This is a genomic window from Peribacillus sedimenti, from assembly GCF_046237635.1.
Lineage (GTDB): Bacteria > Bacillota > Bacilli > Bacillales > DSM-1321 > Peribacillus > Peribacillus sedimenti.
Genome location: NZ_CP143547.1, coordinates 3194375 through 3219587, shown reverse-complemented (window position 1 = coordinate 3219587; position 25213 = coordinate 3194375). Strand labels below are relative to the sequence as shown.

Here is a 25213-nt window from a genome sequence, read left to right as displayed (position 1 = left end):
AGCAGGCTCATTTGTCCAAAGAGGCTACCTCCATTTTATTGTGTTCTTTTTTAATGTCGTTCTCGGCCCTATATTTGGTTTTATGTTTTAGAAAAAGGTTATTTTGGGATATTTGCTATTCATTATCATGCTTTACTATCTTTCAACACAGTTATTTTTTTGCTCTTCTCATCAGTCGGTCATTTCACAACGGTAAAAGAAAAAGCGAGCACTGTAAATATGTTTATGTATTCACTGTCAATATCATCACATTATACAATCAGGGGTTATGGGCCATCTCTAGAACGCCCTCTTTTTCCAATTAGATTAATGAGCTGCAGCGAGCCTGTTTGTTTTAATACCTCTAATAACACAGAGAAGGAATAAAACTAAATGAAAAAAAGAGGCAGACTACAAACTGCCCCTAAAAAGTTTATCATGGGTGAGGTTACTTTCGACTTATTCCATTATATGGGTCTTCCCGAAAGATGTGAAAGACAAAAAAACATACAACAGAATGCTGTGAAGGACGTACATTTTGTTATCGAACTATGCTCAGTCTTTGCTAATCCAATGTATGAACATAAGAAATAATTGTAAAGCATATAACTATAAATCCGATTTTATGCCCATAATATAAAAATGTCCTATGTGAAGAAACTGCATAAGGACTAAAATACAAATATCAAATGCAGTAATAGTGTAGAATATGAATTTTACCAATCAAACATTATTCAAAATAAATGAGGAGCTAAACAATGCCGCGAAAACCAGCAACAACCAACGAAGAGCCGGATAAAGAGAAAATTGTGCAATTGCCAAATAATCAGCAACACAAAGATGAAATTGACAACGTTACCCGTATGTTAGCAGCTGTACTGGACTATCTTTCTGATGAAGAAGTAGAAGAGATTGATGTCGAATACATTCTGGATAAGACGGAAGGCCTTCGGAAATGGTGGGAGCAGTATCAAGACAACAACAGGAAGCGAATTGAGGAAGAAATCAGAGAATCACTAGGTGAATTGTCTTTGGAAGATCTTCAAAAAATCCGTGAACAAATTAAAGAAAAGCAGGATTGATTGTTACCAACATTGTTAAATCGTAACAATCGGAGGGAAAATAACGTACCAGAAATTAAAGAGCCATTTGAAAATACAAGATATTATTCTACTTACAACCATGATAATGGTACTTATCGTAGCAAATAGAACAGCTCTAAAACATATTCAAAATGAAATCAGTTATCTTAAGGAGCTTCGATAACTCTTCTTTCTTTTACTAAGTTTGTGTAATTCTTTGTCTTAATTGTGCATATTTTTACACTTTTTTTACATTATTTTATCTTAAAAAATAAAGAAAACCTGGATTTTAAACGCATCGTACACATTCATGTATAAATTATGAGATAAATTGGATTATATTTAAATATTGCTTTCTGAGAGACAGCTTTATATTGAAGCGAAGGGAGAGAGACTGGTAATCTTTGAATTTACATAAGAGGCAAGGATCCAGAATTATTACTGGAAGAAGTACCAATTGGCAGATATAGTGGAAAACTACAAGAAATTTATATTTGCCAAAGATGCTGTGATGTAAATTCAAATCAAAAACTGGCCGTTGTGTTTGCCAGTTTTTGACTAAGGCTTTATGAAGCGAATAAATGATTGCCAATCCTTTTTATCGTCGAACGTGTAAAGATCCAATCGCTTGTTGCATGCAGTGGATTATAATAATATACTGCTCCGCTCGAAGGGTCCCAGCCCTTAAATGCATCGATGACGGCTCTATAGGCAGTATAATTGGGTTTCAAGTTATATTGCCCGTCACTTAAACAAGTAAAAGCATTTGTCTGAGTGATAACCCCTGATACCGTTTTGGGAAATCCCGGCGTTTCAATCCGGTTCAATATAACAGCAGCCACGGCTACTTGTCCTTCGTAAAGTTCTCCTCTGGCCTCGCCGTTAACCACACGTGCCATTTTTTCAACATTCTGCAACTGCCTATATGTATTAGGCCCAATGATCCCGTCGGCAATTAGGTTCGTATCCCGCTGAAATTGTTCAACAGCATTCTGCGTGACTGTTCCATATTTACCAGTAGGGGTTGTATGTAAATAACCCATTTGACCAAGCTGCTCCTGCACTTTCTTAACATGATGTCCGGAGTCCTGCTCTCTAATCAATACTGAAGCTTCAGTAGCCGGAATCCCTGTTGTCAAGATGTAAAGAAGTGAAAAAAATAGCGAAAATAAAAGTCTTTTCAATTAAAAACCCTCTTTCCAAAGTAGTAGATTGGACAACTCTACTTTGATACCCCAGCCAGCAAGCAAGCCAAACCTAATTCACTTAAGCCGGGGAGTGGATAAAGGATTTAATCGATTCCTATCGAATTATAATCTAGATAAGGAAGGTGGCTCGTATAGTGGAGTTTAAACCTATTGATAATACACTCGCACCAAAAGGATGTAATTTCGTTTTCGGAAAGATTCACTTGTGGTTAGCTTTGGTACAGATCAGGATTTTGGAGACGAACAAGAATATCTGGATTGGTTAGAAAAGGAGGCGACGAAATATCCAGACGGATTTGTATTATTAACAGAGTATGAACGTCCAATCGGACAGCTCTAACTAACAGACAAATTCCCGGTCATTAGCATTAAAATATGAGAGTTTTTTGTTTATTGATCCATCGATGTGTTTCTGACACTCTTTCCATCTGAGCTTGAGTTCGTCCTGAATACCGTTCCAATACAATCTCTGCAGCCGTGTCAATTGAACAATTTTTTAATTTTGCTATCTCACATAAAGCATGCTCTGTCTTTCCATTAACTCTCACCTCTATATTCATCGAATCATCCTTTTTTTATAATGGTGTTTTGTTGATACTTCTTTTTAATGAAAATAAATTCCTTCAAAAACATTCATGAACTCTTCTACATTTCAAGCGTTTATTTGCACTTGTTATAAAAAATTGCGAAAGCTGCTGTCATAAGACCAGCAAAAAAACCTTAGATCAGCAAGATATCGAAGGTATACAACAGCAATTTATTTACATTTAACGATACGTCATTAAGTTCAATCACATGGATTGTCAATTCCTTGTAAAAAACATCTCTCAGTTTGTCAAAAACAATTTGTATTTGAATAGCTTCCAATTTCAAATACAGTTATGGCCCTGATTCAGGATATTATTAATCGAATCTTATCTATAAAGTGTGGAAGAGGTGTGAGTTATGGAAAGGAAATGGCTGGAATGGGCAAAGCAATTACAATCTATTGCCCAGGCTGGATTAACTTATTCAAAGGATATTTACGACCTTGAAAGATTTGAAGCCATTAGAAACATCAGTATTGATATACTGTCTGAATACAGTGGCACAGACAAAACAGTTATAAGGAATTTGTTTGCGAATGAAACTGGGTATGCGACTCCTAAAGTGGATGTGAGGGCTGTTATTATCAGAGACGGGAGAATATTAATGGTGAAAGAAAAAGCGGATGGTGACTGGGCGCTTCCTGGAGGCTGGGCTGACATTGGATTAACCCCGGGAGAAGTAGCGGTTAAGGAAGTGAAAGAAGAGGCAGGATTTGATGTGGAGCCAATCAAACTGCTAGGAGTACTGGATAAAAAACGCCATCCGCATCCTCCTTCAGCATACCACGTTTACAAAATATTTATTCAATGTGAAATTATTGGCGGGCAAGCGAAGGAAGGAGTGGAAACAAGTGAAGTCGCCTTTTTCGGAGAAAATCAAATACCTAAACTGTCTATTGAGCGAAATACAAAGTCTCAAATTGAGTTAGCATTTAAACATGTTTTTCATTCCGAATTACCGTCATATTTCGATTGATAAAAGGACCGATAACCGTTTCGCCGGAAAATGATACATTAAATGTAAATGAGTCAAGGCAGATTAATAAAACAGTTCTACAAAAGATTGACCGACCTTCTACCGCCTTCCGACAAAAAATAGAGCTGCGGACATTGCAACAACGATTACTCCACCGATCATTAGAACGATTGAATCCATGAAGTCCAATTTATCACCAGTCCCCTAAAGTATCCTTTCCCCTTGTTTATATTAACCCAATCTTTCCAGTTCTATGAGGGATGATACAAATAAACATGTTCGGAAAAATCTTTTGCGTACTTTTGAAAGCTGTTCGGTTGATTAGTATGATGAGTTTTTTATTTTTTTCATATTCAGGTTTTTAACAGAAGCATTTTTCCAAAACAAAATCATATTCCGTATTTTTAACGCGAAATGTACATGCCATCTACGGTTCTTTTATGTTGGCGCCAGGTCGCTGAATTTATGTGGAATTTAAATCAAAACAGGCTATTGAATGAAGTTTAGCATAGATGATAATTAAATAAGTTTAATTAATGGGGAATGCAGCGGCTTTTATGTAAGGAGTATGAATAATTTCACTAAATTTTATCAAGAGAAATTAGGTTACTTATCAACATTGAGACATGGGCAAGAATGGAAACGAGATAGCGAAATGATATTCAAAAAAATGAGGTTCAAATAAGAATACGTAAACGGAGATTCAGTTTGATAAATCATGAGGTACCACCAACTGTCTTTGTTCTTTCACTGAGCCCCGAATCTATTTATATCTTTATAGTATTTTTTCCCATCCAGTTGAGGTCAAAGCAAGGAAGCGTTCCTTATCCCCACTAACTAAAGCTTTATCAATTTCTTTAAGTCTCTTTTCATTTAAATACTGCTGTTGTCCCAACATGATAATATCCTCTACATCTTTCTTTAGCATTGTGAGATACAATGCATTAGCTAATGCTTGATATGAAGTAATATTTGCACCTTTGGTCTGAGCATGTTTGTCAACATTTTTTAAGTTCTCCGGAGTTCGCCGGAGCAAAGTCTTGTTAATAAGCTCGTACCGCTGCACGAATACTGGAAAGTTTAATGCATTGCCGCACATGGGACATAGTACAAATATTTCTCCCTTTATTTCCGCCCCTTCCAGCCGAACCAGGCGGTTTCCTTTACGGCATCGATTCGGACAGGTAACTGGCCGTCCGGAAGGGTCAGCCTGGATCCTCTTTATAAGATTCAACATATTTTTTTTGTATTTCACTTTTATGTAATTCCCCTTTCTAATTCCCAATGAGGGTATTGAATGGTTTCATCAAAGAATCGATTCTTGTTTCACGAAAAATGGAAAACAAATCAGAATTTCAATCATCTTTTCAACTAATAACTTTTTGATTAATTTATAAAAAATCATTTTGTTCTAAATGTAATACTAACTGTTCTTTTTAAAGGATTCAACATAGACTTTTTATTCCTGACGCTTTTTTGGATACATCCGGTTAAGTTTATTAAGGCTTTGTAAAAGGCTCTCCTTTTCATTTGTTCAAGTAGTGCCGATTTGATTTGTTAGAGAAAATCTAAAATTTTTGATGTCCAGAAAAAAAAGTATTGATTTTTTGTGGTAACATATGGGGTGTTAAAGCAATAGATCATTATAAAAGATCATAATGCGTTTTAACGGTAATTGGCAGGTTTGCTGGGGTCTTCAGGGATCTGTATTAATGAAAAAGGTGAACTACTAATGGTGCTACAGGGGAAACCTGAAGAGAAAAAAACATGGGCTGCACCATCGGTGAAACTTTTCAAGAGTGCTGTATTAGAGAGTTCCGTGAAGAACAGGTTATCATGTTGAAATTATTGAAGAAGTTAAGGTTAAAACAGGCACATATAAAGTTTTTAATATAATCTTGGGGGCATGTCATGATATTGGAAGCAGTTATGGTGCAAGTTAAGAAAGGTATGGAAGCAGAATATGAAGAGTCATTTCGCCGGGCATCGGGCATTATTTCTTCAATGACAGGTTATATTTCTCACGAATTACAGCGTTGTTTGGAAGTTCAGGGGAAATACTTACTTCTTGTAAAGTGGGAAACATTAGAAAACCATACGATTGGATTTAGAAAATCCAAAGAGTATCAAGAATGGAAAAAACAGCTGCACCATTTCTATGACCCTTTTCCAGCAGTTGAACATTTTGAGAATCTCAACCTTGAATAATTTCTCCAATTAAGAAGGCTGCCTAAGTTGGCAGCCTGTTGATATTGATCCTGTTATGCATGGCCTGCAGTCCTTCTCGGGTACAACTTTACTCGCTTAATGACCTCCCAGATCGCTTACGGGGTTTCCTATCCGGATCAAGGAATAGAATCTGAATGCGGCTTTCATAAACGCGGTGTTCCTTTGCTAATCGACTTCTTTCATCCCAAACTTCGCTTTCATTGAGGAAATGTTTAATGGCTAACACTACGGTTGTTTCCTGGAACTTCATTTGTAATAAATCCTCTGAAAGTTCAGAGTCTATCATCTGCCCTTCAGGAGTACGGGCTACAGTGCCATCTTCCAAAAAATCAGCGATATACATTGGATGAGCAACGTTTAACAAAAAGGCAACTCGAATCATACTTACCCACTCCTTTACATCTCCCGATAATTTGAATAACAAAGACAACGCGTGTTTCTTTATCTTCGCAATCCTTTGATGTTTCGATAAAACTTATTATGTATTCACTTTTTACCCAGATCGTGACCAGCTGAAAAGATTGGATACCCAATAGAATTTAAAACAGAATGAAAGAGCATGATGAAGGGGATTTGCCAAGTAAATCTATGAAAGAAGATCCTTTTCCATGAATTTTGCTGCCACATAAAAAATTTGGCTCGATCGGGGAAATGTACTGTAAAGTTTCGTGCAAGAGGAGGGATGGACTTTTCCAGAATACAAACTCAAGCATACATAATAATAGAATTGAAATTTTTATGCATGGAGGGAGGATTTCGAGAATTATTGCAAGCTTCCCGGGCTTACATTTTGTTCACGATTTTTTTCAAAACAGAGGATACGTGTATTACTGATTGAAATACGCGGGAGGTGAAGATTAATACACTTTTCAAATGGTATCCACCCGCTTATAAAAGCAACACAAATAGGCTTTGTTGCTATATCTATTTCGTTAGGATTTTCACCTGGGTAGAAATGCGGTTCAATCTCTTTTGATCATTCTTCTTACCAGTCCTAGTTGTAATCGTAAGAGGATAAATAAAAACGGATACGTAATGGCAGAGTGCCACAGTCTCCAATCATTATGATAAAATATTCCTGTTTTTACAGCCAGCCATTCATAGAAAGTTGAAAAAACGGACCATCCTGCGATGTAAAAGAATGCCAATTTTGCATTTTTGTAAGGGTAAAAATTTAAAAATAATGGGTTTATCGATATATATATAGGTGTTAGAAATACTGTTGCCCATTCCACTCTTGGTTCTTGGTTTAAATATCCATACCAATTTAATTTAATATGAAGATAAACATCCGTAATTAATTGTAAATACACCGCCATACCAGTAGTAGCGTATAGCTCTATCCGGCTAATCCTTTTCGGCATTAACAACACACTAAGGGGGAAGGCAATAGCACTAATAATTAAAAGCCACATAGATTTTTTTTCCTTTTCTTGTTGTGTTACCTGTTTCCCTTATTATCCCCGTATAAAGACGTGCTATTCTTTTCTTGTGCCTAGCTGTATTACAAGAAGAATGTTGTAAGGCTAGATATCAATTAAACGGTATTCAGAAAGCTTACCGTTTAGTAAATTTATGAAGCAAACAATAAGGCTTAAAGCTGACCAAGACGCTGTAATTATAGTTTTGGTCAGCTTTTATATATGTATCTTATTTGCATCTTATCTTTGTCATAAAACCCAAGTACATAACCTTAAACAAGTTTTTGGGAATTTTATGTAAAATTAATTTGACTAAATGTAAAGTTTGTTATACATTATGTATATAAAGATATACTTGATGTAAAATTCATTATACAGGAGGTGGGAATCTTGACCTATCAAGAAAAAAAGGGCATCGTATCGTTGTTCAGCACTATCCTCATTTTCGGGTCCTATTGCTTGTATATGTACCCGCGTTACCCCGTTGGCGGCCTGGACACGGAAACATTTCGTTATTGGGGTTCATTTGTCCTCATCTTGACATTGCTTTCCATAATCGCACATATCCTGATCAGTATTGTATTTAACATAGTGTTTAGAATAACCACCAGAGAAAAAGAACCAAAATTTGCGGATGAAATGGATCGGTTAATTGAGTTAAAAGCACACAGAAATGCTTTTTTTGTATTTATCATCGGCTTTCTTTTGGCGATGGGATCGTTGGTCATTTATCAGCCGTCAAAGATTATGTTCATTATTCTGATTGCTTCAGGATTCATTTCCGACGTGACCGGTTCCGTCACTAAACTTTATCATTATCGGAGAGGAGTGTAAGGGTGGGCAAAAATCTTGTCGGCAATCATATCCGTAAATTACGTTTCAACCATGATGAAATGACTCAGCAGCAATTAGCTGACAAGGTAGGCGTAACAAGACAAACCATCGTGGCTCTGGAAAAGGGAAACTACTCACCATCTTTAGAACTGGCTTTTCGTATTGCGCATGCCTTTAACCTGCCTCTGGAAGAGGTGTTCTTTTATGGGGACAGCACGAAGCAGTAAGAACTTTGTTTTTGCTTTACGCATTTGAATTTATTGAAAGAAGGGGAGTAAAAATGAATTCAAACAAAAAAGCTGAAAAAGTTGTGGGAGTCCTGTTTATACTTGCGGCCGTAACGGCAATAGCTGGGTTGATCTTATACGACCCGATCCTGAACGGTACCGATTACCTGATGGACGGTTCCAAACACGCCAACCAGGTAATTCTTGGTGCGTTAATGGAATTACTTCTTGTAGTATCCGCGATCGGTACTGCAACTGCAATGTTTCCGATTTTAAGGAAATATAATGAGACAATCGCCCTTTGGCACCTTTGTTTCAGATTTCTCGAGGCGGTAATCATTGCTATCGGTGTAATCAGCGTCCTGTCCCTGGTGACACTAAGCCGGGAATTTGCAGCGGCGGGAACTACGAATGCCGCATCTTTTCATACGGCAGGAACTTCATTAAAAGCGATACATGACTGGACATTTCTGCTTGGCCCAAATTTTATGCTGGGCATCAATACGATGATGTATAGTTATATTTTTTATAAGTCCAGGCTTGTACCCAGATTTATCCCCATCCTTGGTATGACAGGGTCAGTATGTATTTTTCTTTGTTCCTTGTTCGTAATGTTCGGTGTATTTGAACAGCTATCCGTTTGGGGTGGCATTTTGGCAATCCCGGTAGCAGCTAACGAAATGATTTTAGCAGTATGGCTTCTTGTTAAAGGATTTAATAAATCTGCAATTGATTCTCTTTCTTCAAAAAAGCAGATCAATGATCTAATTGTACACACCTGAATTTTTATAGGCTTCTCACAGCTTATTAAGTAAGGAAAAGATACAAAATAGAGGAAAAGCATGAAATATCGATAGAAAATAATTGACTTAACATATTATGGTGCAGTACGTATAAAAACACTGCTTAACTACACTAGCTGAAACATGGTTGGAAGCTGCCAAATAGGCGGCTTTCTTTTTTTTGACGGATAGGATTTCATAGAGGGAATATCGCCCCTAATCCATAAAGAGCCGGTAGGTCAAAGTGAGGTTTACAAAGATTAAGTAGAGATTTTAAGAATGGGTGTCAAAATAAAAAAATGTTCGATGCTAAGTTAGGAACATTTGATTAGACATTTAAGAAACAAACATGAATGCATATAGAAAAAGGATTTAATCCAGACCTAATGGCAAAAGAATTTTCTAATCCCTCTTACGCATTTTTTTATGAAGTTAATGATGAACTGGCAGGATGCTGTAATCGGAGGAGTAAATTGAACAACTGAACGAGCCGGGATACTTAACAAAGTTAGAGATTTTGAATAAGCAGCTTTCTTGTACAGTAAAAAATCAGGTAATCTCAGTAAAAAATATCAAAGAAATCTTACTATGGATATCTACTTTCTTTTGTACATCATGTAGCTAACTGCCAATAAAACCAATACAATAATAAATGTAAGCGTACTTTCAGCAGGAATCATAGCATCACCTGGGTTACTAGTTAGTATCATGGGAGATTTTGAATTGGAAATTATAAAAACACAGGAAGAAGATAAAAACACAGTCCCTCTGTCTCCAAACAAGCTACCTATATTTGTTTACGCGCCTTTTTTACATCTTTCCTTAAAGTGTTAGACTCAGACTCTGCTCTTCCTCTATAAATTCTTATTATCTTTACATAAATTGGATGCATTTAGATTAATGGTAATGAAGTTTTACTTTATTATTTATTTAGTGTAAAGAAAAAATGCAGGCAAAGGATGCAGCCTGCTATAAAAGATCAGTTATTTATTCAATAGAGATTGATATACTGAATCGTCCGAATGATTTTTCCTTCAAAGTGAAAAATTTTATATAAGAGAAATATTTTTTATTTTGTTCTGAGTATCTTAGTGATTATACGAGGAACTAGTTTCAAACCAGGTAGATGATGAAGGAAAAGTATAGTCTTTTGGTGAAATATTATTGAGAAAGGTGGGTAAAAATGGGGACAGGGAAAGGCAATAAGACTGGTTTGTTAATTATAGATGTCCAGAATGCCATGTTTGATCATGAAAATCCTATTTACGAGGCAGAACAGCTACTTATTAATCTTCAAGAACTTATTAATAATGCACGAGCTTCTAATATCCCTGTGTTTTATGTTCAGCATAATGATGAGGAATTTGAAACCGAAACTCCAGAATGGGAAATTCATTCGTCAATATCACCCCAGGATGGAGATGTGATTATTCAAAAATATACGCCGGATTCTTTCCATGAAACAGATCTCGATGAACAACTAAAAGCAGAACAAATCGGACAGATCATTATTGCAGGGAATCAAACAGAGTACTGCATAGATACCACCACTCGCCGTGCATATAGTCTTGGTTATGTTGTCACTCTTGTCGAAGATGGCCACCGGACATGGGATTCCACTACATTAAGCGCCCGGCAGATTATTAATCACCATAATGAAGTATTGGGTAATACATTTGCCAAGCTTAAGAAAACGAAGGACATTCTGCTTGCCAATTAGATTATCACTGCTGTATTAGCAAAATAATTCAGCTGTTTTTTGTATCTTTAGCAGCGTTTTACGCGGCTTTTTTTGTTAAGCGGACCGTTTAGCTAAAGAAGGAATATAACTAAATGATAAAAATAAAAAGGGAGTATTTTAGAAAAACATACTCCTTTTGATTTAATCTGACATTTTCGTTTCTTTGTATGGGGGTTGTTCTATTGATACGGATATATAATCTACATTCTTGATTGCATAGATCTCACAAAACTTACGCTTTCACCCAGCCGGATTTTTGATGTGTGCCAGCCTGACATAATCCATGCACGAGCATGTGAATGTGTGCCGCTTGTTTCATTTGACCACCATGCTGCGTACTTGTATGCAGACTGCGGTAATTTGAATTGAAGAATGCTTTCGATTTCCTGAAAGGATAACAACAGGTCAGAATAACAATTTCTATGTTGAAATAAATAATCATAAAGTTTTATATATTTGCCATCATATCTTCCGCAGTTGTCAGACATAATGCCGCCATTATCCAGGACAGATGTCGCTCCTCTAAAATGTAACCCATTTGTATCAACGAATTTCATGAATTTTTGTAAGAATACATCGTGATCTATATCACCTGTATCGGTAAACAGCTGACCTTGGATATGAATACTCCTTTTATTAATCATTTATAATATCTCCTAGTTAATCCATTTTCTTTTTTATCGTCAAATCACTATATATATTTTAGGTATGCTAAATATATTTTTGTCATATAAAATTGTTACACCTGATCATAGACTATTTATCACTTTTATGATCATTTAATTAACTCTGTAAAATAATTAGTCACAAGAAGTATGCATTTTGTAACCGGTTGTTTTGATTGCGTTTCAGCGTGAATCTGCATTATTGCCAAGTGTATATTTTAATGTCCAAAACCATTCCTTCAAAGGTTATATCGGCAATAGGCAGCAATGCTGAATCATATTATGTCACAAATAACTAGAATAAAATGGAATTAGCAAATCAAAAACGTGGAGTATAAATGAATGAAGGGCTAAAAGGCATTAATAAGAGGCAAGATCAGAATAAATATCAAGTCCAGGGGTAAAAAAGAAGTTCACTCATGAGATAATGAACTTCTTTTTAGGCGTGCTCTTTATCAAAGAAGGTTTATTGATATTTAGTGTTTTCGACTGAGAAAGATAAAGTGTTTCCGGCTGACAGAACGAAAATCTATGTAATTCTATTATTAGGTGTTTTACATTGTCCTTTTCTACTTGGAAGCATTCTATTATTTGGTGTTCAGAAGTGAATATCGACTGACAAAAGACAGGTCCTTGAAATACAATCTCTTCCTTCCTTAAAAATCCCAGAAAATTTTATTCACTCCTTCTTAAGCCAGCATGCCAAGTATCATTACGGAAGGTGAATATAGTTATTATTCCTGCAGGGATTGCATTTTTTGTTCGCTATTTTAATTCAGCTGTCACTTCTTTTTTAATCTTTAAAGCGGCCAGGCTGGCAAAGTCATGTATGATCGTAGCCGCAAGTAAGGAGGTAATCTGAGTCGGGTCATATGGAGGAAGCACCTCGACCAAATCATAGCCGATAAAATTAAAGTCTGTTAGAGAACGAATGATCTGCAGTGTTTCAAAGCTGTTTAATCCGCCGACTTCTAGTGTTCCTGTACCTGGAGCACAGGATGGATCCACAAAATCAATGTCAAAGCTAAGGAAACAGGGCGTATTTCCAATTTTTTGTTTCATTTCATTAAGAACATCTTGAAATCCACGTTCTTTAAGATCAGGAGTTGTAATAACGTGATACCCTAACTCTATGCTGGCTTCAATGTCACCGGGGTGGTTTAGTGTACCACGTATACCTACCTGAAAAACCTTATCCGGAATCAGTAAATTTTCTTCATACGCACGAATGAATGGCGACCCATGCCAGTATTTTTCTTCATAATACGTATCCCATGTATCGGTATGCGAATCAAAATGAATTAATGCTACAGGACCATGAACTTTGGCGGCTGCCCGGAGATTGGCCAATGTAACCGAATGATCGCCGCCGATACCGATAGGAACAATTCCTTGCTCCATCAAATCTTTTACGGCCTTTTCAATGACTTCAAAGCTGCGATGGATATTGTGAGGTATGACAGAAACGTCACCAATATCAATGGCTTGGCAATCTTCGAAAGGATAAACCTTCTGGATTGGATGATAGGGAAATAAGGTCATGGAAGCCTGGCGGATTGCCTGCGGTGCAAAGCGCGCGCCAACACGAAAGGAAGCAGCCGTATCAAACGGCAAACCAACAATGGCTAATTTTGCGTCGTCTCTGCTGGACGGCAGCCTCATAAATGTTCCAGTGGTACAAAACTCTGGCTTTACATCTGGTGATAATGGATACTGCATTGGTGAATCCCTCGTTTCTATTTATCTTATTTCTTATATATTTGTTAATTATGCAAATTCTGTGCCATAAATTCTTCACGACAAAATATATTTCTTCATGACAATTCATATTTAAAATGGAATAATGTATTCACTTGTGAATAATTCTGAATATTTAATCTTATGATTTAATTGTTCAAAAATAACAATACATACTGATTCACATATGAAGGTGATTTGGCACGAAAATTGCAAGGTAATAAACTAATTCCTGAAAAGAGAGGGGGAATACAAAATTATAATCAAACAAAGGGGTCATGTAACGATGGAAACATTTTAATTTCTAATACGTGGGGGAATGATAAGTGGAAAATGACGTAAAGCTAAAAAGATCATTAAAGCTCTGGCATGTGGTCGTTATGGGATTGGCCTATATGACGCCAATGGTAGTATTTGATACGTTTGGGATCGTTTCCGGCGAAACGGGGGGACACGTTCCAACAGCCTATATAATTGCTTTGATCGGAATGTTGTTTACAGCGGTAAGTTATGGAAAACTGGTCCGGGTATTCCCTCAAGCTGGCTCAGCGTATACGTATACGCAAAATGCTATAAATGGCCATTTAGGATTTTTGGTAGGCTGGTCATCGCTGCTTGATTATTTATTTTTACCAATGGTCAATGCCCTTTTAACGAAAATATACCTAAATGCACTGTTTCCTTCGATTCCGGATTATATCTGGGTACTGATGTTTGTCGGCATAGTTACCTTACTTAATCTAAGGAGCGTCAAGATCCTGGCAAACTTTAATACGGTATTTGTATTCGTTCAGATTGCCATTATGGTTGTCTTTATCATCCTTGTGATTAAGGGGCTTGGTGAAGGCGAAGGAACAGGCACAGTCTTTAGTATGCAGCCGTTTTTTGCGGAAGGAATGAATCTGCATATCCTCATTACAGGGGCAACAATTCTCTGCTTTTCTTTCCTTGGTTTTGACGCTGTAACGACGTTATCGGAAGAAACACCCAATCCTGAAAAAACGATCCCTAAAGCGATCATACTGACGGCTCTATGGGGAGGAGTCATTTTTATCACCACGTCATTCTTCATTCAATTATTCTTCCCGGATATCTCCCGCTTCAATGAACCTGATGCTGCCCTCCCTGAAATTGCTCTTTATGTAGGCGGAAAACTGTTCCAATCGATCTTTTTATGTACAACCTTTGTCAACACTCTTGCTTCGGGTCTGGCTTCTCATGCCAGCGTATCGCGTTTGTTATATGTTATGGGACGTGATGGTGTGTTCCCTGAGAAATGGTTTGGGTATATTCACCCAAAATGGAGAACACCTGCGATTAATGTAGTTATTGTAGGAATTGTTTCATTATCTGCTATGTTTTTTGATTTAGTCACAGCCACATCATTGATTAATTTTGGTGCATTGATGGCCTTTACATTTGTGAATCTGTCAGTCATCAGTCACTTCGCCATCAGGAAAAAAATGTACAAGACACCGAAAGGATTTTTTGACTATGTAGTAATGCCGTTGATGGGGGCGGCTGCTGTAGGGGTTCTGTGGATCAATATAGAAGCAAGTTCCTTGAAAATGGGATTGCTTTGGTTTGCTGCGGGTTTTGTATATTTGCTCTATTTAACAAAAGCTTTCCGGGTAACACCTCCACAATACAAGGCTAAAGAAGCTTCATAAATTTGTAAAACGCATTCTCTCCGGTGGGATGCGTTTTTATGTTCCCAAAAAAATATGCGAAATTGAATAAACTACCTACTTTTTCATAAGTGCCAGGAACAGATCTTGTTTCGAGCGTTTATAGAAAGCATTTTTAATTTGGCATGGAAATTGCTTATTTGTATGTACCATTAAATTTACAGTATAAGCAGTACTAAAATTTCCTTTACATGGCAGTTAACGACGGAATGTTTTGAAAACGTTTTCGCTAATTCTGTAGGTAACTCCCATAAGAGTATCGTAGGGTTTTATATCGTGGGCAAAGTTGTAAAGAAGAAGACTTTTTTAACAACACTAAATGTATAGGAGATGATTTAAATGGATTTCGGCATGATATTAAGCCCGAGCTACGGATGGGTGGAAAAAGTGTTAGCTAAACAAGCAGAACGAATATATGAGTGGGAAACATTATTTTCCATAAGAACAGAAGGTGGAAAAGCTGAACTAATCCAAACTTATTTCAGTGGAGAAATCAAATCATTGGAAGTCCAGGAAGGAGACTATGTGATCCCTGGCATGGTGCTTGCGTATATTAAAGAGGACTTATTTGTCACTGGCAGCGATTAAAGAAATAGTCTTGTACTATTGTTCTGTTTCGAAGAAGATGCATTGGTTCATCTTCTTTTTTTGAATTTTGTTAAAAATTTGAATATTTAATGATAGTATTATAATACCACGAATAAAGGGGGAGGAAAAAATGTTTTCCGTCGCTAAGGAAAAAATTAAACAGATTGTTTCAGTTGCAGTGGAGGAAGAAAGTTCGATTTCCGATCTAAAGAACTGCAAGGAACCCTTTTTATTCTTAAAAAAGCAGGAACAGGTATTTGCTTATATTACGCTGAATAAATCAATAGTTGAAAAGTTAGCGAACGATAATTTCTCCCAGACAGCAATTCTTGAGCAGGCCAAAAGTTTGGACAGCGTTTGTTATTTAAGCGAACAAATCTCTTTTCCAGCCTTATTCCAGATCATAGGTGAACCATTTGCCATCGTAAAAGGTGATGATGGAAAACCAATGGGGTATATCCTTAGGGAAGATGTACTGGCACAACTATTTAAACAGGAAAATAAAAGCGGTGATCTGCTTAAAATTCTGCTATCCTCGATTCCAATGGGGATTTTTGTTTTAGATAAAGAAAAACGAATCATTAATTGCAATGAAGCCGGCTTAAAAATGATTAGATCGAGTGCGGATAAGGTTTTGAATTTTCCAGGGGAAAGCATTTTCAGCGGACAGCACATACACAATGTTTTTGCAGCAGGTAAAACTCTTTTGAACCATCTAGAGATTACTAATGAAATGGGAGTGCTCGTCGATTACAGCCCTATCTTTGGCTATAATGATGAAGTGGAAGGGGCTGTCATCGTTGTCCAGGATTTGCCGATGGTTGAAGAGATGGCAATGGAAATTGAATACATAAAGGATTTGAATAAAGATTTACATGCGATTTTATCTAGTATTTATGATGAAATACTTGTTGTAAATGCAAAGGGCGAATTAATCCGATATAGCGATAATATTATTGCGGATTTTTGGCAGGTGGATCTAAAGGAGTTAATCGGTAAAAATGTTCTCGACTTAGAGGAGCAGGGGTTGTTTACTCCATCCGTTACCAGACTTGTCATGGAAAAAAAGCGGAAGGTTTCCGTTGTCCAAGAAACGAAAACGGGCCGGAAAATCCTGGCTGTCGGCAATCCGGTATTTAGTGAAAAAAATGAACTGGACAGGATTATTGTGGCATCCCGAGATATTACCGAAACAACCCGGTTAAAATCTGAACTGCAAGAAATACGAAAAATTACGGAGCAATATAAAAAAGAATTGGATGATTTTAAAAACAAAGACCGTTTTTTAAAAAAACTGATTTATTGCAGTCCAAAGATGGAAAGAATCATGAATCAGATAAGGAAAATTGCAGAATTCTCTTCCACCGTTCTTCTTTACGGGGAATCAGGTGTAGGAAAAGAGGTAATCGCACAAGCGATTCACGAATTAGGGAATCGATCTCATAAGCCGTTCCTGCAATTGAATTGCGGGGCGATTCCAGAAAATCTGCTCGAAAGTGAATTGTTTGGTTATGCCAGAGGGGCTTTTACCGGAGCAGATAAAAACGGTAAAGAGGGTTATTTCAAGCAGGCAGATGGCGGAATTTTGTTCCTCGATGAAATTGGTGAGATGCCGCTGCATTTACAGGTGAAACTTTTGCGGGTGTTGCAAGAGCAGGAGGTCATTCCGGTCGGAAGTACCACTCCAATAAAGATAGACGTTCAAATTATTGCTGCTACCAATAAAAAATTGGAAAAGATGGTAGCAGAGGGGAAGTTCCGCGAGGATTTATTTTATCGATTGAATGTGATTCCCATTCATATTCCGCCGCTGCGGGAGAGGACCGAGGACATATCGCTCCTGGCTTTCCATTTCTTGCAGCAGCTGAATGAAAAGTATGGCAGGAATTATCATTTAACTCCCGATGCCGTTAATGTTCTGGAATTTTATCCGTGGCCGGGCAATGTAAGAGAATTGCAGAATATGATTGAGCGGCTTGTCGTGACTGCTGATCTTCCGGCAATAGACGCAGAATTCGTCGGTCAATTCTTATCGGTATCCTTTGAAAGTAAAAAAATCAAGCCAGTCATTACAAGGGTAATTCCGCTTCAGCAGGCGCTTGACGATGTCGAGGAACAGTTGATCATTCTGGCCATGAATCAATTTAAAACCACGACAAAGGCAGCAAAGGCGCTGGGCATCAGCCAATCGTCCGTCAGTAGAAAATATCAAAAAATCCTGAGGGATAAAAATAGTAAGCTAGAAAATATTCCATCGTATTGAATTCACAGCTGTCCCAGATTCTAAAGATCCGGGGCAGCTTTTTTGTGTTGTTTGGCTTTTATGCAGCAGAAAATAGTCTTATGCAATAATGAATAACTTACTTTATGAAGACTGCTGAAATAGTAATCTGACAGAGTCTTTGTTTGGCATAGTTCTTGCATAAATATCAGTACGGTTAAGAAAAGGAGGAATGGGAATTGGTCGAAGTTAAGAAACAAGTGATTCACCTGAAAATGTATATCGATGGTGAGTGGAAGGAAGCTGAAAATCAAGAAACACGTCCAGTTATAAATCCTGCAAACGGGGAACATATTGCTTATGCTCCAGAAGGAACGGTTGCGGATGCCCGTGCTGCAATTTATGCGGCACGGAAAGCGTTCGAAGATGGTGTGTGGTCCGGGTTATCGGCTCAAGAACGAGCCTCCTATCTGTTTAAAATTGCGCATAAGATTGAGGAGTATGCTCAGGAGCTAACCCAGCTTGAGACAGAGGATAACGGAAAACCGCTAAGGGAAGCAGGATTTGATGTAGGGGATGCGGCTGCATGCTTCCGCTATTATGCCGGGCTAATCACCAAACCGGACGGGTACACTTATCATGTTGCCGACCCAATACAGGCGATGGTCGTACGTGAACCTGTCGGAGTCTGTGGGCTCATTGTTCCATGGAATTATCCTCTCTTAATGAGTGTCTGGAAGATTGCACCTGCCTTAGCAGCCGGAAATACAATTGTATTTAAACCTTCAGAAGTAACTCCGGTTACACCGATGAAGCTATTTGAAATTTTTGAAGAGGTAGGATTGCCGAAGGGTGTTGCCAATATGGTCATGGGTGCCGGTCCGGTTGTTGGAAACGAAATCGCCTCCCACCCTGAAGTAGACATGATTTCCTTCACGGGCGGCACAAAGACAGGAAAGAATATTATGAAGACAGCCGCTGAAACGATGAAGAAAGTGTCACTCGAGCTTGGAGGCAAGTCCCCTAATATTATTTTCGCTGATGCTGATTTTGAGACAGCTGTAGATTATGCATTATTTGGAATCTATTCAGGATCTGGCCAGGTTTGTTCCGCAGGATCTAGAATCCTTGTCGAAGAAAACATTTACGACCGATTTGTGGCACGTTTTGTCGAGAGGGCAAAGAAGATTCGGGTTGGTCCTGGGAACGATCCATCTACTGAGATGGGTCCTTTGGTTAGTCAACAACATTTGGAAAAAGTTCTCGGATATATTGAGATCGGGAAGCAGGAGGGTGCTGCAATTGCCTGCGGCGGCAATCGAATTTTAAACAATGGTTTAGATAAGGGATATTTTGTTGAACCCACTGTTTTCGTGGATGTAAAGCAAGAGATGAGAATTGTCCAGGAGGAAATCTTCGGACCTGTTGTGGTTATTCAAAAGTTTCAAGATGAGGAAGAAGCTGTCAAGCTTGCCAATGGCACAGTCTACGGGCTTGCCGGAGGAGTGTTCACCAATGATGGGGCGAAAGGTTTACGTGTTATTAAGAAATTGCGTGCCGGGATTACCTGGGTCAATTCCTATCATCCTACTTATAATGAAGCACCTTGGGGCGGCTATAAACAGAGCGGGATCGGCCGCAGCCTTGGTACAGTTGGACTAGAGGAATTCCAGGAAGTTAAACAAATCAATATCAACCTTCAGGTGGAGCCTGTGGGCTGGTTCTCAAACTAATACATGATGAGGAGAGTCAAAATATGAGCATCAATATTTCACGAGAGTTGAAGAATGAACAGAATCAGCAGGTAAAGGATTATATAAATAAAGTTTTAAATTTAATAGAAAAAGAGGAAATCACTCAAGAAGAAGCTGCCTGGATTACAAAAGAAACAGTTGATGGTTTTCGTGACCATGTTAACCCGGGATTCCTTGATTACCGAAAAACAGTTACGAAGGGAGGCCAATTCGCTGCCGTTGAGTGGTCCGATAATGGCGCCTGCTTTAAGGATGTTAACGGCAAGGAATACATCGACTGTTTAGGCGGATTTGGCATTTATAATGTCGGGCATCGCCATCCAAAGGTAGTCAAGGCGGTTACTGATCAGTTGAAGCGCCAGGCACTTCACAGTCAAGACCTGCTTGATCCGCTCCGTGCAATGCTTGCCAAAATTTTGGCGGATATCACTCCTGGTGATTTGAAGTATTCATTTTTTTCAAATAGCGGTACTGAAAGTGTCGAGGCAGCCCTAAAGCTTGCAAAAATGTACAGCGACCGCACCACCTTTATTTCCACAACCCGTGCTTTCCACGGGAAGAGCTTAGGGTCATTATCCGGAACGGCAAAGGGAATGTTCCGTAAACCTTTCCTCCCGTTAATCCCAGGCTTCCGTCATGTACCGTTTGGCGATATAGACATGATGAGAAAAACGTTTGAAACATGCTCGATGGTAGGCGAGGATGTTGCAGCAGTACTCCTTGAGCCAATTCAGGGTGAGGGGGGAATAATCTTGCCGCCCGACGGCTATTTAAAACAGGTGCGCGAGTTGTGCGATCAGTACGGTGCACTGCTAATTTTTGACGAAGTGCAAACAGGAATGGGACGTACAGGAAAAATGTTTGCAGCTGAACTTTACGACGTCGTTCCGGACATAATTTGCCTCGCCAAAGCGTTTGGTGGCGGAGTAATGCCTGCCGGTGCAATTGTTGCGAGTGAAGAGGTTTTCAAGAGCTGGTTCCCGAACCCGTTCATGCATACCACTACATTCGGGGGCAATCCTCTGGCTTGCGCAGCGGCTATTGCAACGATTGGTATTCTACTAGAAGAAAACCTGCCGGAAAGGGCTGCGGTGGTTGGTGATTACTTCCTGAATCAGCTGAATAAAGCAGCCGAAGGGCACGAAGATAAGATTCAAGAAATTAGAGGCCAAGGATTAATGATTGGGATTGAGTTCCACAAGGATGATATAGGCTATGAAGTGTCCAAGGGAATGTTTGACCGCGGTGTTCTTGTGGCCGGCACATTGATTAATTCCAAAACGATCCGTATTGAGCCTGCACTTACCATTAATTACAAAGAAATAGATAAAGTAGTCAGCACCTTTAAAGAAGTTTTGGAGCAGGTGAAGGCATAAAAAAACGGGGGGTCTGACCCCCTGTAAATGTTTATATCGGTGAAATAGTCCGAGATTAATTGATTTATCATTATTGAATAGGGGGTGCAAGTAAATGGAGAAGAAATATGTGGAAATCCTTACCGAAATTCCCGGACCAAAATCGAAGGAAATACTTGAGCGGAGAAATAAATATGTTCCAAAGGGAATAAGCAATAACTGTCAGGCTTTTGTTAAAAAAGCCCAGGGAGCGCTGGTGGAGGATGTCGACGGGAATATTTACATTGATTTTGCCGGTGCTATTGGAACAATTAACATAGGCCATTCCCACCCAAAAGTGGTCATGGCTCTCCAGGAACAAGCCAGCCAGTTTATTCATACCGGATTTAATGTGATGATGTATGAATCTTACATTGAACTTGCCGAACGTCTAGCTGAAAGGGCACCTGGTTTTTTTGATAAAAAGGTCGCTTTTTTTAACAGCGGAGCAGAAGCGGTCGAGAACGCAGTCAAAATTGCCCGAAAATACACCAGGCGTCAGGGAATCATATCATTCAGCAGAGGTTTCCATGGCCGGACATTAATGACGATGACGATGACCAGTAAGGTTAAGCCATATAAATTTGGTTTTGGCCCTTTCGCTCCCGAGGTGTATAAGGCGCCATATCCATATGTTTACCGCCGTCCAAACGGGATGTCTGAACAGCAATACAATGACATGATCATTGAGCAATTTGAACAGTTTTTATTGGCCGAAGTTGCACCGGAAACAATCGCTGCGGTCGTCATCGAACCTGTCCAAGGGGAAGGCGGATTCATTGTTCCAGGTTCTGCTTTCGTTAAGAGGATAAGAGAGGTTTGTACTCAGCATGGAATCCTGTTCATCGCCGATGAAATACAAACAGGATTTGCAAGAACTGGAAGGTATTTTGCGATGGAGCATTTTGAAGTCGTTCCAGATTTAATCACTATTTCAAAATCCATGGGTGCTGGGGTTCCCATAAGCGGTGTGATTGGCCGCGCCGATATAATGGATTCAGCAGATACCGGGGAAATTGGAGGTACCTATTCTGGAAGCCCGCTTGGCTGCCAGGCTGCACTGGCGGTTTTGGATATTATTGAAGAAGAAAATCTTAATGAACGAGCGCAAAGCATTGGTGCAAGATCGATTGGAAAAATGCAGTCAATGGCAAGACGATTTGATTGTATTGGTGATGTCCGCGGCCTTGGCGCTATGTGTGCAATGGAAATCGTGAAGGATAGACGAACAAAAGCTCCTGATAAAGAGGGAGTGGGGAAAATTATCAAAGCAGCTGGTGAGAGTGGGCTCCTATTGTTAAGCGCAGGGCTATATGGAAATGTGATCCGTCTTCTAATGCCGTTAACAATCACTAATGAACAGCTCGAGGAAGGATTGCAAATTTTAGAAGAAGCCTTTGAAGCGGTATATCAGAAGGATCCAGCCGCTTCAAAGGCCTGACATGATGAAATGAATTTCCTGGTATCCGAGGTTTGAGAATCCGGATAAACGAATCCGGGCCTTGTATTGAGATAAATGGATATTAGCCTGTTAATGGCTACCCATTATCCTATTGTCCTTTTGGCTGTGATCATAATGAGAAAACGGATCCGGCATATCACATATTAATTTCAGTACTAAACAGTATTTAGTTAAACAAAATGGCCAGCATTCCATAAGTCAGTGAAATTTTTCAGGGTTTGCATGGCAGTGGAAAGTTTTCGCTGGCTGTTTCGCAGAAAGAATTATTTCACTTCATCCGACTTATTTACAGTAAACAACCCATTACATAAATAACTGATAGGATTGAAACCGTACCTGCCTTCTTGGCAGTTTTTTCTTCTCTGTATTTTGCAGGCTTTTTTTTAGGGACATTGAAGAATAAATTTATTACATGAAAACGGAAAGTCAGAAAATCCGTTCACAGGGCGATTCTTTAAAAGGATCGCTTTTCTTATGGATACCTGTGTACATTTTTAAGCCACTTGTGTTTTTTAATCGTGTAAATAAAAGAATCTGCCGGAGTACACCATCTTCTTTCATTTGTTGAATCTGATCGTGCTTCTAGGCGATTCGCAGAAATATTCATCCTCTCTCAGAAAGATTCCTGCTTCACGATGAAGGAGATTGGAACCTTGTTTACAGACGATTCTAATAAAAAACAATTTTTCCATGCTACTTCCAATAAATCTTTTTGACATCCTCATGAAAATGTTGTACATTAACAAAGGATATACGAACATTATCTTAAACGTTGAACTTATTATTCGTATTTAGGGGTGAATCTTAATGGATACAGTATTTGATTATGAAGATATTCAATTAATTCCGGCTAAATCGATAGTAGACAGCCGGACAGAGTGTGATACAACGGTCACTTTTGGCGGACGTACATTCAAGCTGCCTGTCGTGCCTTCCAATATGCAAACAATCATAGATGAAAAAGTTTCTGTTTACCTTGCAGAGAATGGATATTTCTACATCATGCACCGCTTTGAACCGGAAAAGCGTTTCGCATTCGTGAGGGACATGAACTCAAGAGGATTGTTCTCCTCCATCAGCGTGGGAGTTAAAGAAGAAGAGTACCGATTCATCGAACAATTGGCTGATGAAAATCTTTCTCCGGAATATATCACTATTGATATTGCACATGGCCATTCTAATGCGGTGATCAAGATGATCCAGCATATTAAAAAAAACCTGCCACAAAGCTTTGTGATTGCCGGGAATGTAGGAACACCGGAAGCCGTGAGAGAATTGGAAAATGCTGGGGCGGATGCAACAAAGGTCGGGATTGGACCGGGTAAGGTTTGTATCACGAAAATCAAAACCGGTTTTGGAACAGGCGGCTGGCAATTGGCGGCACTTCGGTGGTGTGCAAAAGCAGCGAGCAAGCCAATCATAGCAGACGGAGGCATCCGTACACATGGGGATATTGCAAAGTCGGTACGATTCGGAGCTTCTATGGTCATGATTGGTTCATTATTTGCCGGACATGAAGAGTCACCGGGAGAAACGATTGAGATAGAGGGAAAACTGTATAAAGAGTATTTCGGCTCCGCTTCAGAATTCCAAAAAGGCGAACGAAAAAATGTTGAAGGAAAAAAAATCCTGGTGGAACACAAAGGTTTCTTGCAGGATACTTTAACAGAAATGGAACAAGACCTTCAATCCTCCATCTCCTATGCAGGAGGAAACAAGTTAGAAGCCATCCGTAACGTAGATTATGTCGTAGTTAAGAATTCCATCTTTAACGGCGACAGAGTATACTAAAGGTTTGGTAACAAGGATATTGGTATTTTAAAGGAATAGCGATTTAAGACCAAGGCTGCCATTAGGCGGTCTTTTTTTGCTCACTTAACGGCTGCAACAAAATTGAATTTCTTTTGAATGCAAAAGTACTAAAGTTTTTTAAGGATATTCACTGCCGTTCATTTACATTTTTCACTTATATTCAATGTGAGGCAATAAAATAGAAGAGTTCGTTTCATACATAAGTACTCAGTATTTTTTGTGAATGCTATATTTTTTGTGAATGCTATATTTTTTTGATGAGCTTAAGATGGATTCTCGCGTCTAAAATCATAGCAGGGAAACATTTTGTACTAGGATTATGAAACGGCAAGAGTTTCCAATAATCGGTAAATATGTTAAGGTGTTTGTATATTCTGAGTACTTGTAGAGTGGGATTATGCAGAAAACTATGGACTTTGCTATATCCATTTCGTTGCATCAGTTTTTAGGATACTTATGGGTCTTGTTAAATAACACATCGTGAGTATGGAGAATTCGACGAAAAACACTTTTGTCACGGTTGGACTTGTTTAGTAATTGGCACGCTTTTATTTTTTGAAATTGTAAACCGTATTACTCCTTTTAAAACATATAAGTTGAATCTTCCCGTTTTAATAGCTGGCTTGGCTTCTTTTTAGGCAGTTGTGTTCGTGCATTTTTTCATAGTGGATTTAACGTAATGCCATGGATGCTTGTTTAAGGCAACAGCTGCGTGTGGGTGGGCCGCTATGTTTGCCAATTATTAAAGGGCACAGGCGTTGATTATTGGAATATTACTGGGAATAAGTTTGTTCAAGTCATAAATACTTAATTGATTACATAAATA

At 38.7% G+C, this 25213-nt stretch carries 21 protein-coding genes; 15 read left to right on the top strand and 6 right to left on the bottom strand.

The features are described 5' to 3' along the window. Positions 1 to 737 precede the first annotated feature (737 nt). Positions 738 to 1061, top strand: a complete 324-nt coding sequence (locus V1500_RS15875; RefSeq protein ID WP_409300691.1) for a hypothetical protein — start codon at positions 738 to 740, stop codon at positions 1059 to 1061. Positions 1062 to 1627: 566 nt separating this feature from the next. Here the strand turns inward: V1500_RS15875 and V1500_RS15870 are convergent. Then, positions 1628 to 2245: a cell wall hydrolase gene (locus tag V1500_RS15870; protein ID WP_409300689.1), complete on the bottom strand. Its 618-nt coding sequence runs from the start codon at positions 2243 to 2245 to the stop codon at positions 1628 to 1630. 229 nt (positions 2246 to 2474) lie between these two features. Here V1500_RS15870 and V1500_RS15865 point away from each other — a divergent pair, with 229 nt between their 5' ends. Then, positions 2475 to 2609: a hypothetical protein gene (locus V1500_RS15865; protein ID WP_409300687.1), complete on the top strand. Its 135-nt coding sequence runs from the start codon at positions 2475 to 2477 to the stop codon at positions 2607 to 2609. Positions 2610 to 3214: 605 nt separating this feature from the next. Further along, positions 3215 to 3832 (top strand): NUDIX hydrolase, encoded by a 618-nt coding sequence (locus V1500_RS15860; protein ID WP_409300686.1) that lies wholly within the window; start codon positions 3215 to 3217, stop codon positions 3830 to 3832. Between the two features lie 775 nt (positions 3833 to 4607). Here the strand turns inward: V1500_RS15860 and V1500_RS15855 are convergent. After that, positions 4608 to 5087, bottom strand: coding sequence for an IDEAL domain-containing protein (locus tag V1500_RS15855; protein WP_409300684.1), 480 nt, complete (start codon positions 5085 to 5087; stop codon positions 4608 to 4610). A 656-nt stretch (positions 5088 to 5743) separates the two neighbouring features. On the opposite strand from V1500_RS15855, the gene V1500_RS15850 reads away from it, so the two are divergent. After that, entirely contained in the window at positions 5744 to 6040 is a 297-nt protein-coding gene (locus V1500_RS15850) for an antibiotic biosynthesis monooxygenase family protein (RefSeq protein WP_409300683.1), read from the top strand. 88 nt (positions 6041 to 6128) lie between these two features. Here V1500_RS15850 and V1500_RS15845 read toward each other — a convergent pair whose 3' ends face one another. Together V1500_RS15845 and V1500_RS15840 are read right to left on the bottom strand one after the other, a co-directional pair. After that, the gene (locus V1500_RS15845; protein ID WP_409300681.1) at positions 6129 to 6443 is read right to left on the bottom strand and encodes a hypothetical protein; all 315 of its coding nucleotides are present in this window, start codon (positions 6441 to 6443) and stop codon (positions 6129 to 6131) included. 580 nt (positions 6444 to 7023) lie between these two features. After that, positions 7024 to 7476, bottom strand: a complete 453-nt coding sequence (locus V1500_RS15840; protein WP_409300679.1) for a hypothetical protein — start codon at positions 7474 to 7476, stop codon at positions 7024 to 7026. 396 nt (positions 7477 to 7872) lie between these two features. Here V1500_RS15840 and V1500_RS15835 point away from each other — a divergent pair, with 396 nt between their 5' ends. From V1500_RS15835 to V1500_RS15820, 4 genes are all read left to right on the top strand, one after another. Beyond that, positions 7873 to 8316: a hypothetical protein gene (locus V1500_RS15835; protein WP_409300678.1), complete on the top strand. Its 444-nt coding sequence runs from the start codon at positions 7873 to 7875 to the stop codon at positions 8314 to 8316. Positions 8317 to 8318: 2 nt separating this feature from the next. Next, the gene (locus V1500_RS15830; protein WP_409300677.1) at positions 8319 to 8543 is read left to right on the top strand and encodes a helix-turn-helix transcriptional regulator; all 225 of its coding nucleotides are present in this window, start codon (positions 8319 to 8321) and stop codon (positions 8541 to 8543) included. A 53-nt stretch (positions 8544 to 8596) separates the two neighbouring features. Next, a complete protein-coding gene (locus V1500_RS15825; protein WP_409300676.1) occupies positions 8597 to 9325 on the top strand; it encodes a DUF4386 domain-containing protein in 729 nt (242 codons plus the stop codon). A gap of 1183 nt (positions 9326 to 10508) precedes the next feature. Next, on the top strand, positions 10509 to 11045 hold the full coding sequence (locus V1500_RS15820; protein WP_409300674.1) for a cysteine hydrolase family protein: 537 nt from the start codon (positions 10509 to 10511) through the stop codon (positions 11043 to 11045). 221 nt (positions 11046 to 11266) lie between these two features. On the opposite strand, the gene V1500_RS15815 is transcribed toward V1500_RS15820, so the two are convergent. Further along, on the bottom strand, positions 11267 to 11710 hold the full coding sequence (locus tag V1500_RS15815; RefSeq protein WP_409300673.1) for a hypothetical protein: 444 nt from the start codon (positions 11708 to 11710) through the stop codon (positions 11267 to 11269). A gap of 786 nt (positions 11711 to 12496) precedes the next feature. Beyond that, the gene (gene speB / locus V1500_RS15810) at positions 12497 to 13450 is read right to left on the bottom strand and encodes an agmatinase (protein ID WP_409300671.1); all 954 of its coding nucleotides are present in this window, start codon (positions 13448 to 13450) and stop codon (positions 12497 to 12499) included. A 344-nt stretch (positions 13451 to 13794) separates the two neighbouring features. Here speB and V1500_RS15805 point away from each other — a divergent pair, with 344 nt between their 5' ends. The 7 genes from V1500_RS15805 to guaC all read left to right on the top strand — a co-directional run bounded on the left by V1500_RS15805 (position 13795) and on the right by guaC (position 24366). Then, on the top strand, positions 13795 to 15138 hold the full coding sequence (locus tag V1500_RS15805) for an APC family permease (protein ID WP_409300670.1): 1344 nt from the start codon (positions 13795 to 13797) through the stop codon (positions 15136 to 15138). Between the two features lie 357 nt (positions 15139 to 15495). Beyond that, positions 15496 to 15744, top strand: a complete 249-nt coding sequence (locus tag V1500_RS15800) for a hypothetical protein (RefSeq protein WP_409300668.1) — start codon at positions 15496 to 15498, stop codon at positions 15742 to 15744. 130 nt (positions 15745 to 15874) lie between these two features. Then, positions 15875 to 18007, top strand: a complete 2133-nt coding sequence (locus tag V1500_RS15795) for a sigma 54-interacting transcriptional regulator (RefSeq protein ID WP_409300667.1) — start codon at positions 15875 to 15877, stop codon at positions 18005 to 18007. Positions 18008 to 18225: 218 nt separating this feature from the next. Further along, positions 18226 to 19698, top strand: a complete 1473-nt coding sequence (locus V1500_RS15790) for an aldehyde dehydrogenase family protein (RefSeq protein ID WP_409306014.1) — start codon at positions 18226 to 18228, stop codon at positions 19696 to 19698. 23 nt (positions 19699 to 19721) lie between these two features. Continuing rightward, positions 19722 to 21095 carry a putrescine aminotransferase gene (locus V1500_RS15785; protein ID WP_409300665.1) on the top strand — a complete coding sequence of 458 codons (1374 nt, stop codon included), beginning with the start codon at positions 19722 to 19724 and terminating at the stop codon, positions 21093 to 21095. A 94-nt stretch (positions 21096 to 21189) separates the two neighbouring features. Then, the gene (gene gabT / locus V1500_RS15780; protein WP_409300663.1) at positions 21190 to 22554 is read left to right on the top strand and encodes a 4-aminobutyrate--2-oxoglutarate transaminase; all 1365 of its coding nucleotides are present in this window, start codon (positions 21190 to 21192) and stop codon (positions 22552 to 22554) included. Between the two features lie 828 nt (positions 22555 to 23382). Then, complete coding sequence (gene guaC / locus V1500_RS15775; protein WP_409300661.1) at positions 23383 to 24366, top strand: GMP reductase; 984 nt, start codon at positions 23383 to 23385, stop codon at positions 24364 to 24366. The last annotated feature ends 847 nt before the right edge of the window (positions 24367 to 25213 follow it).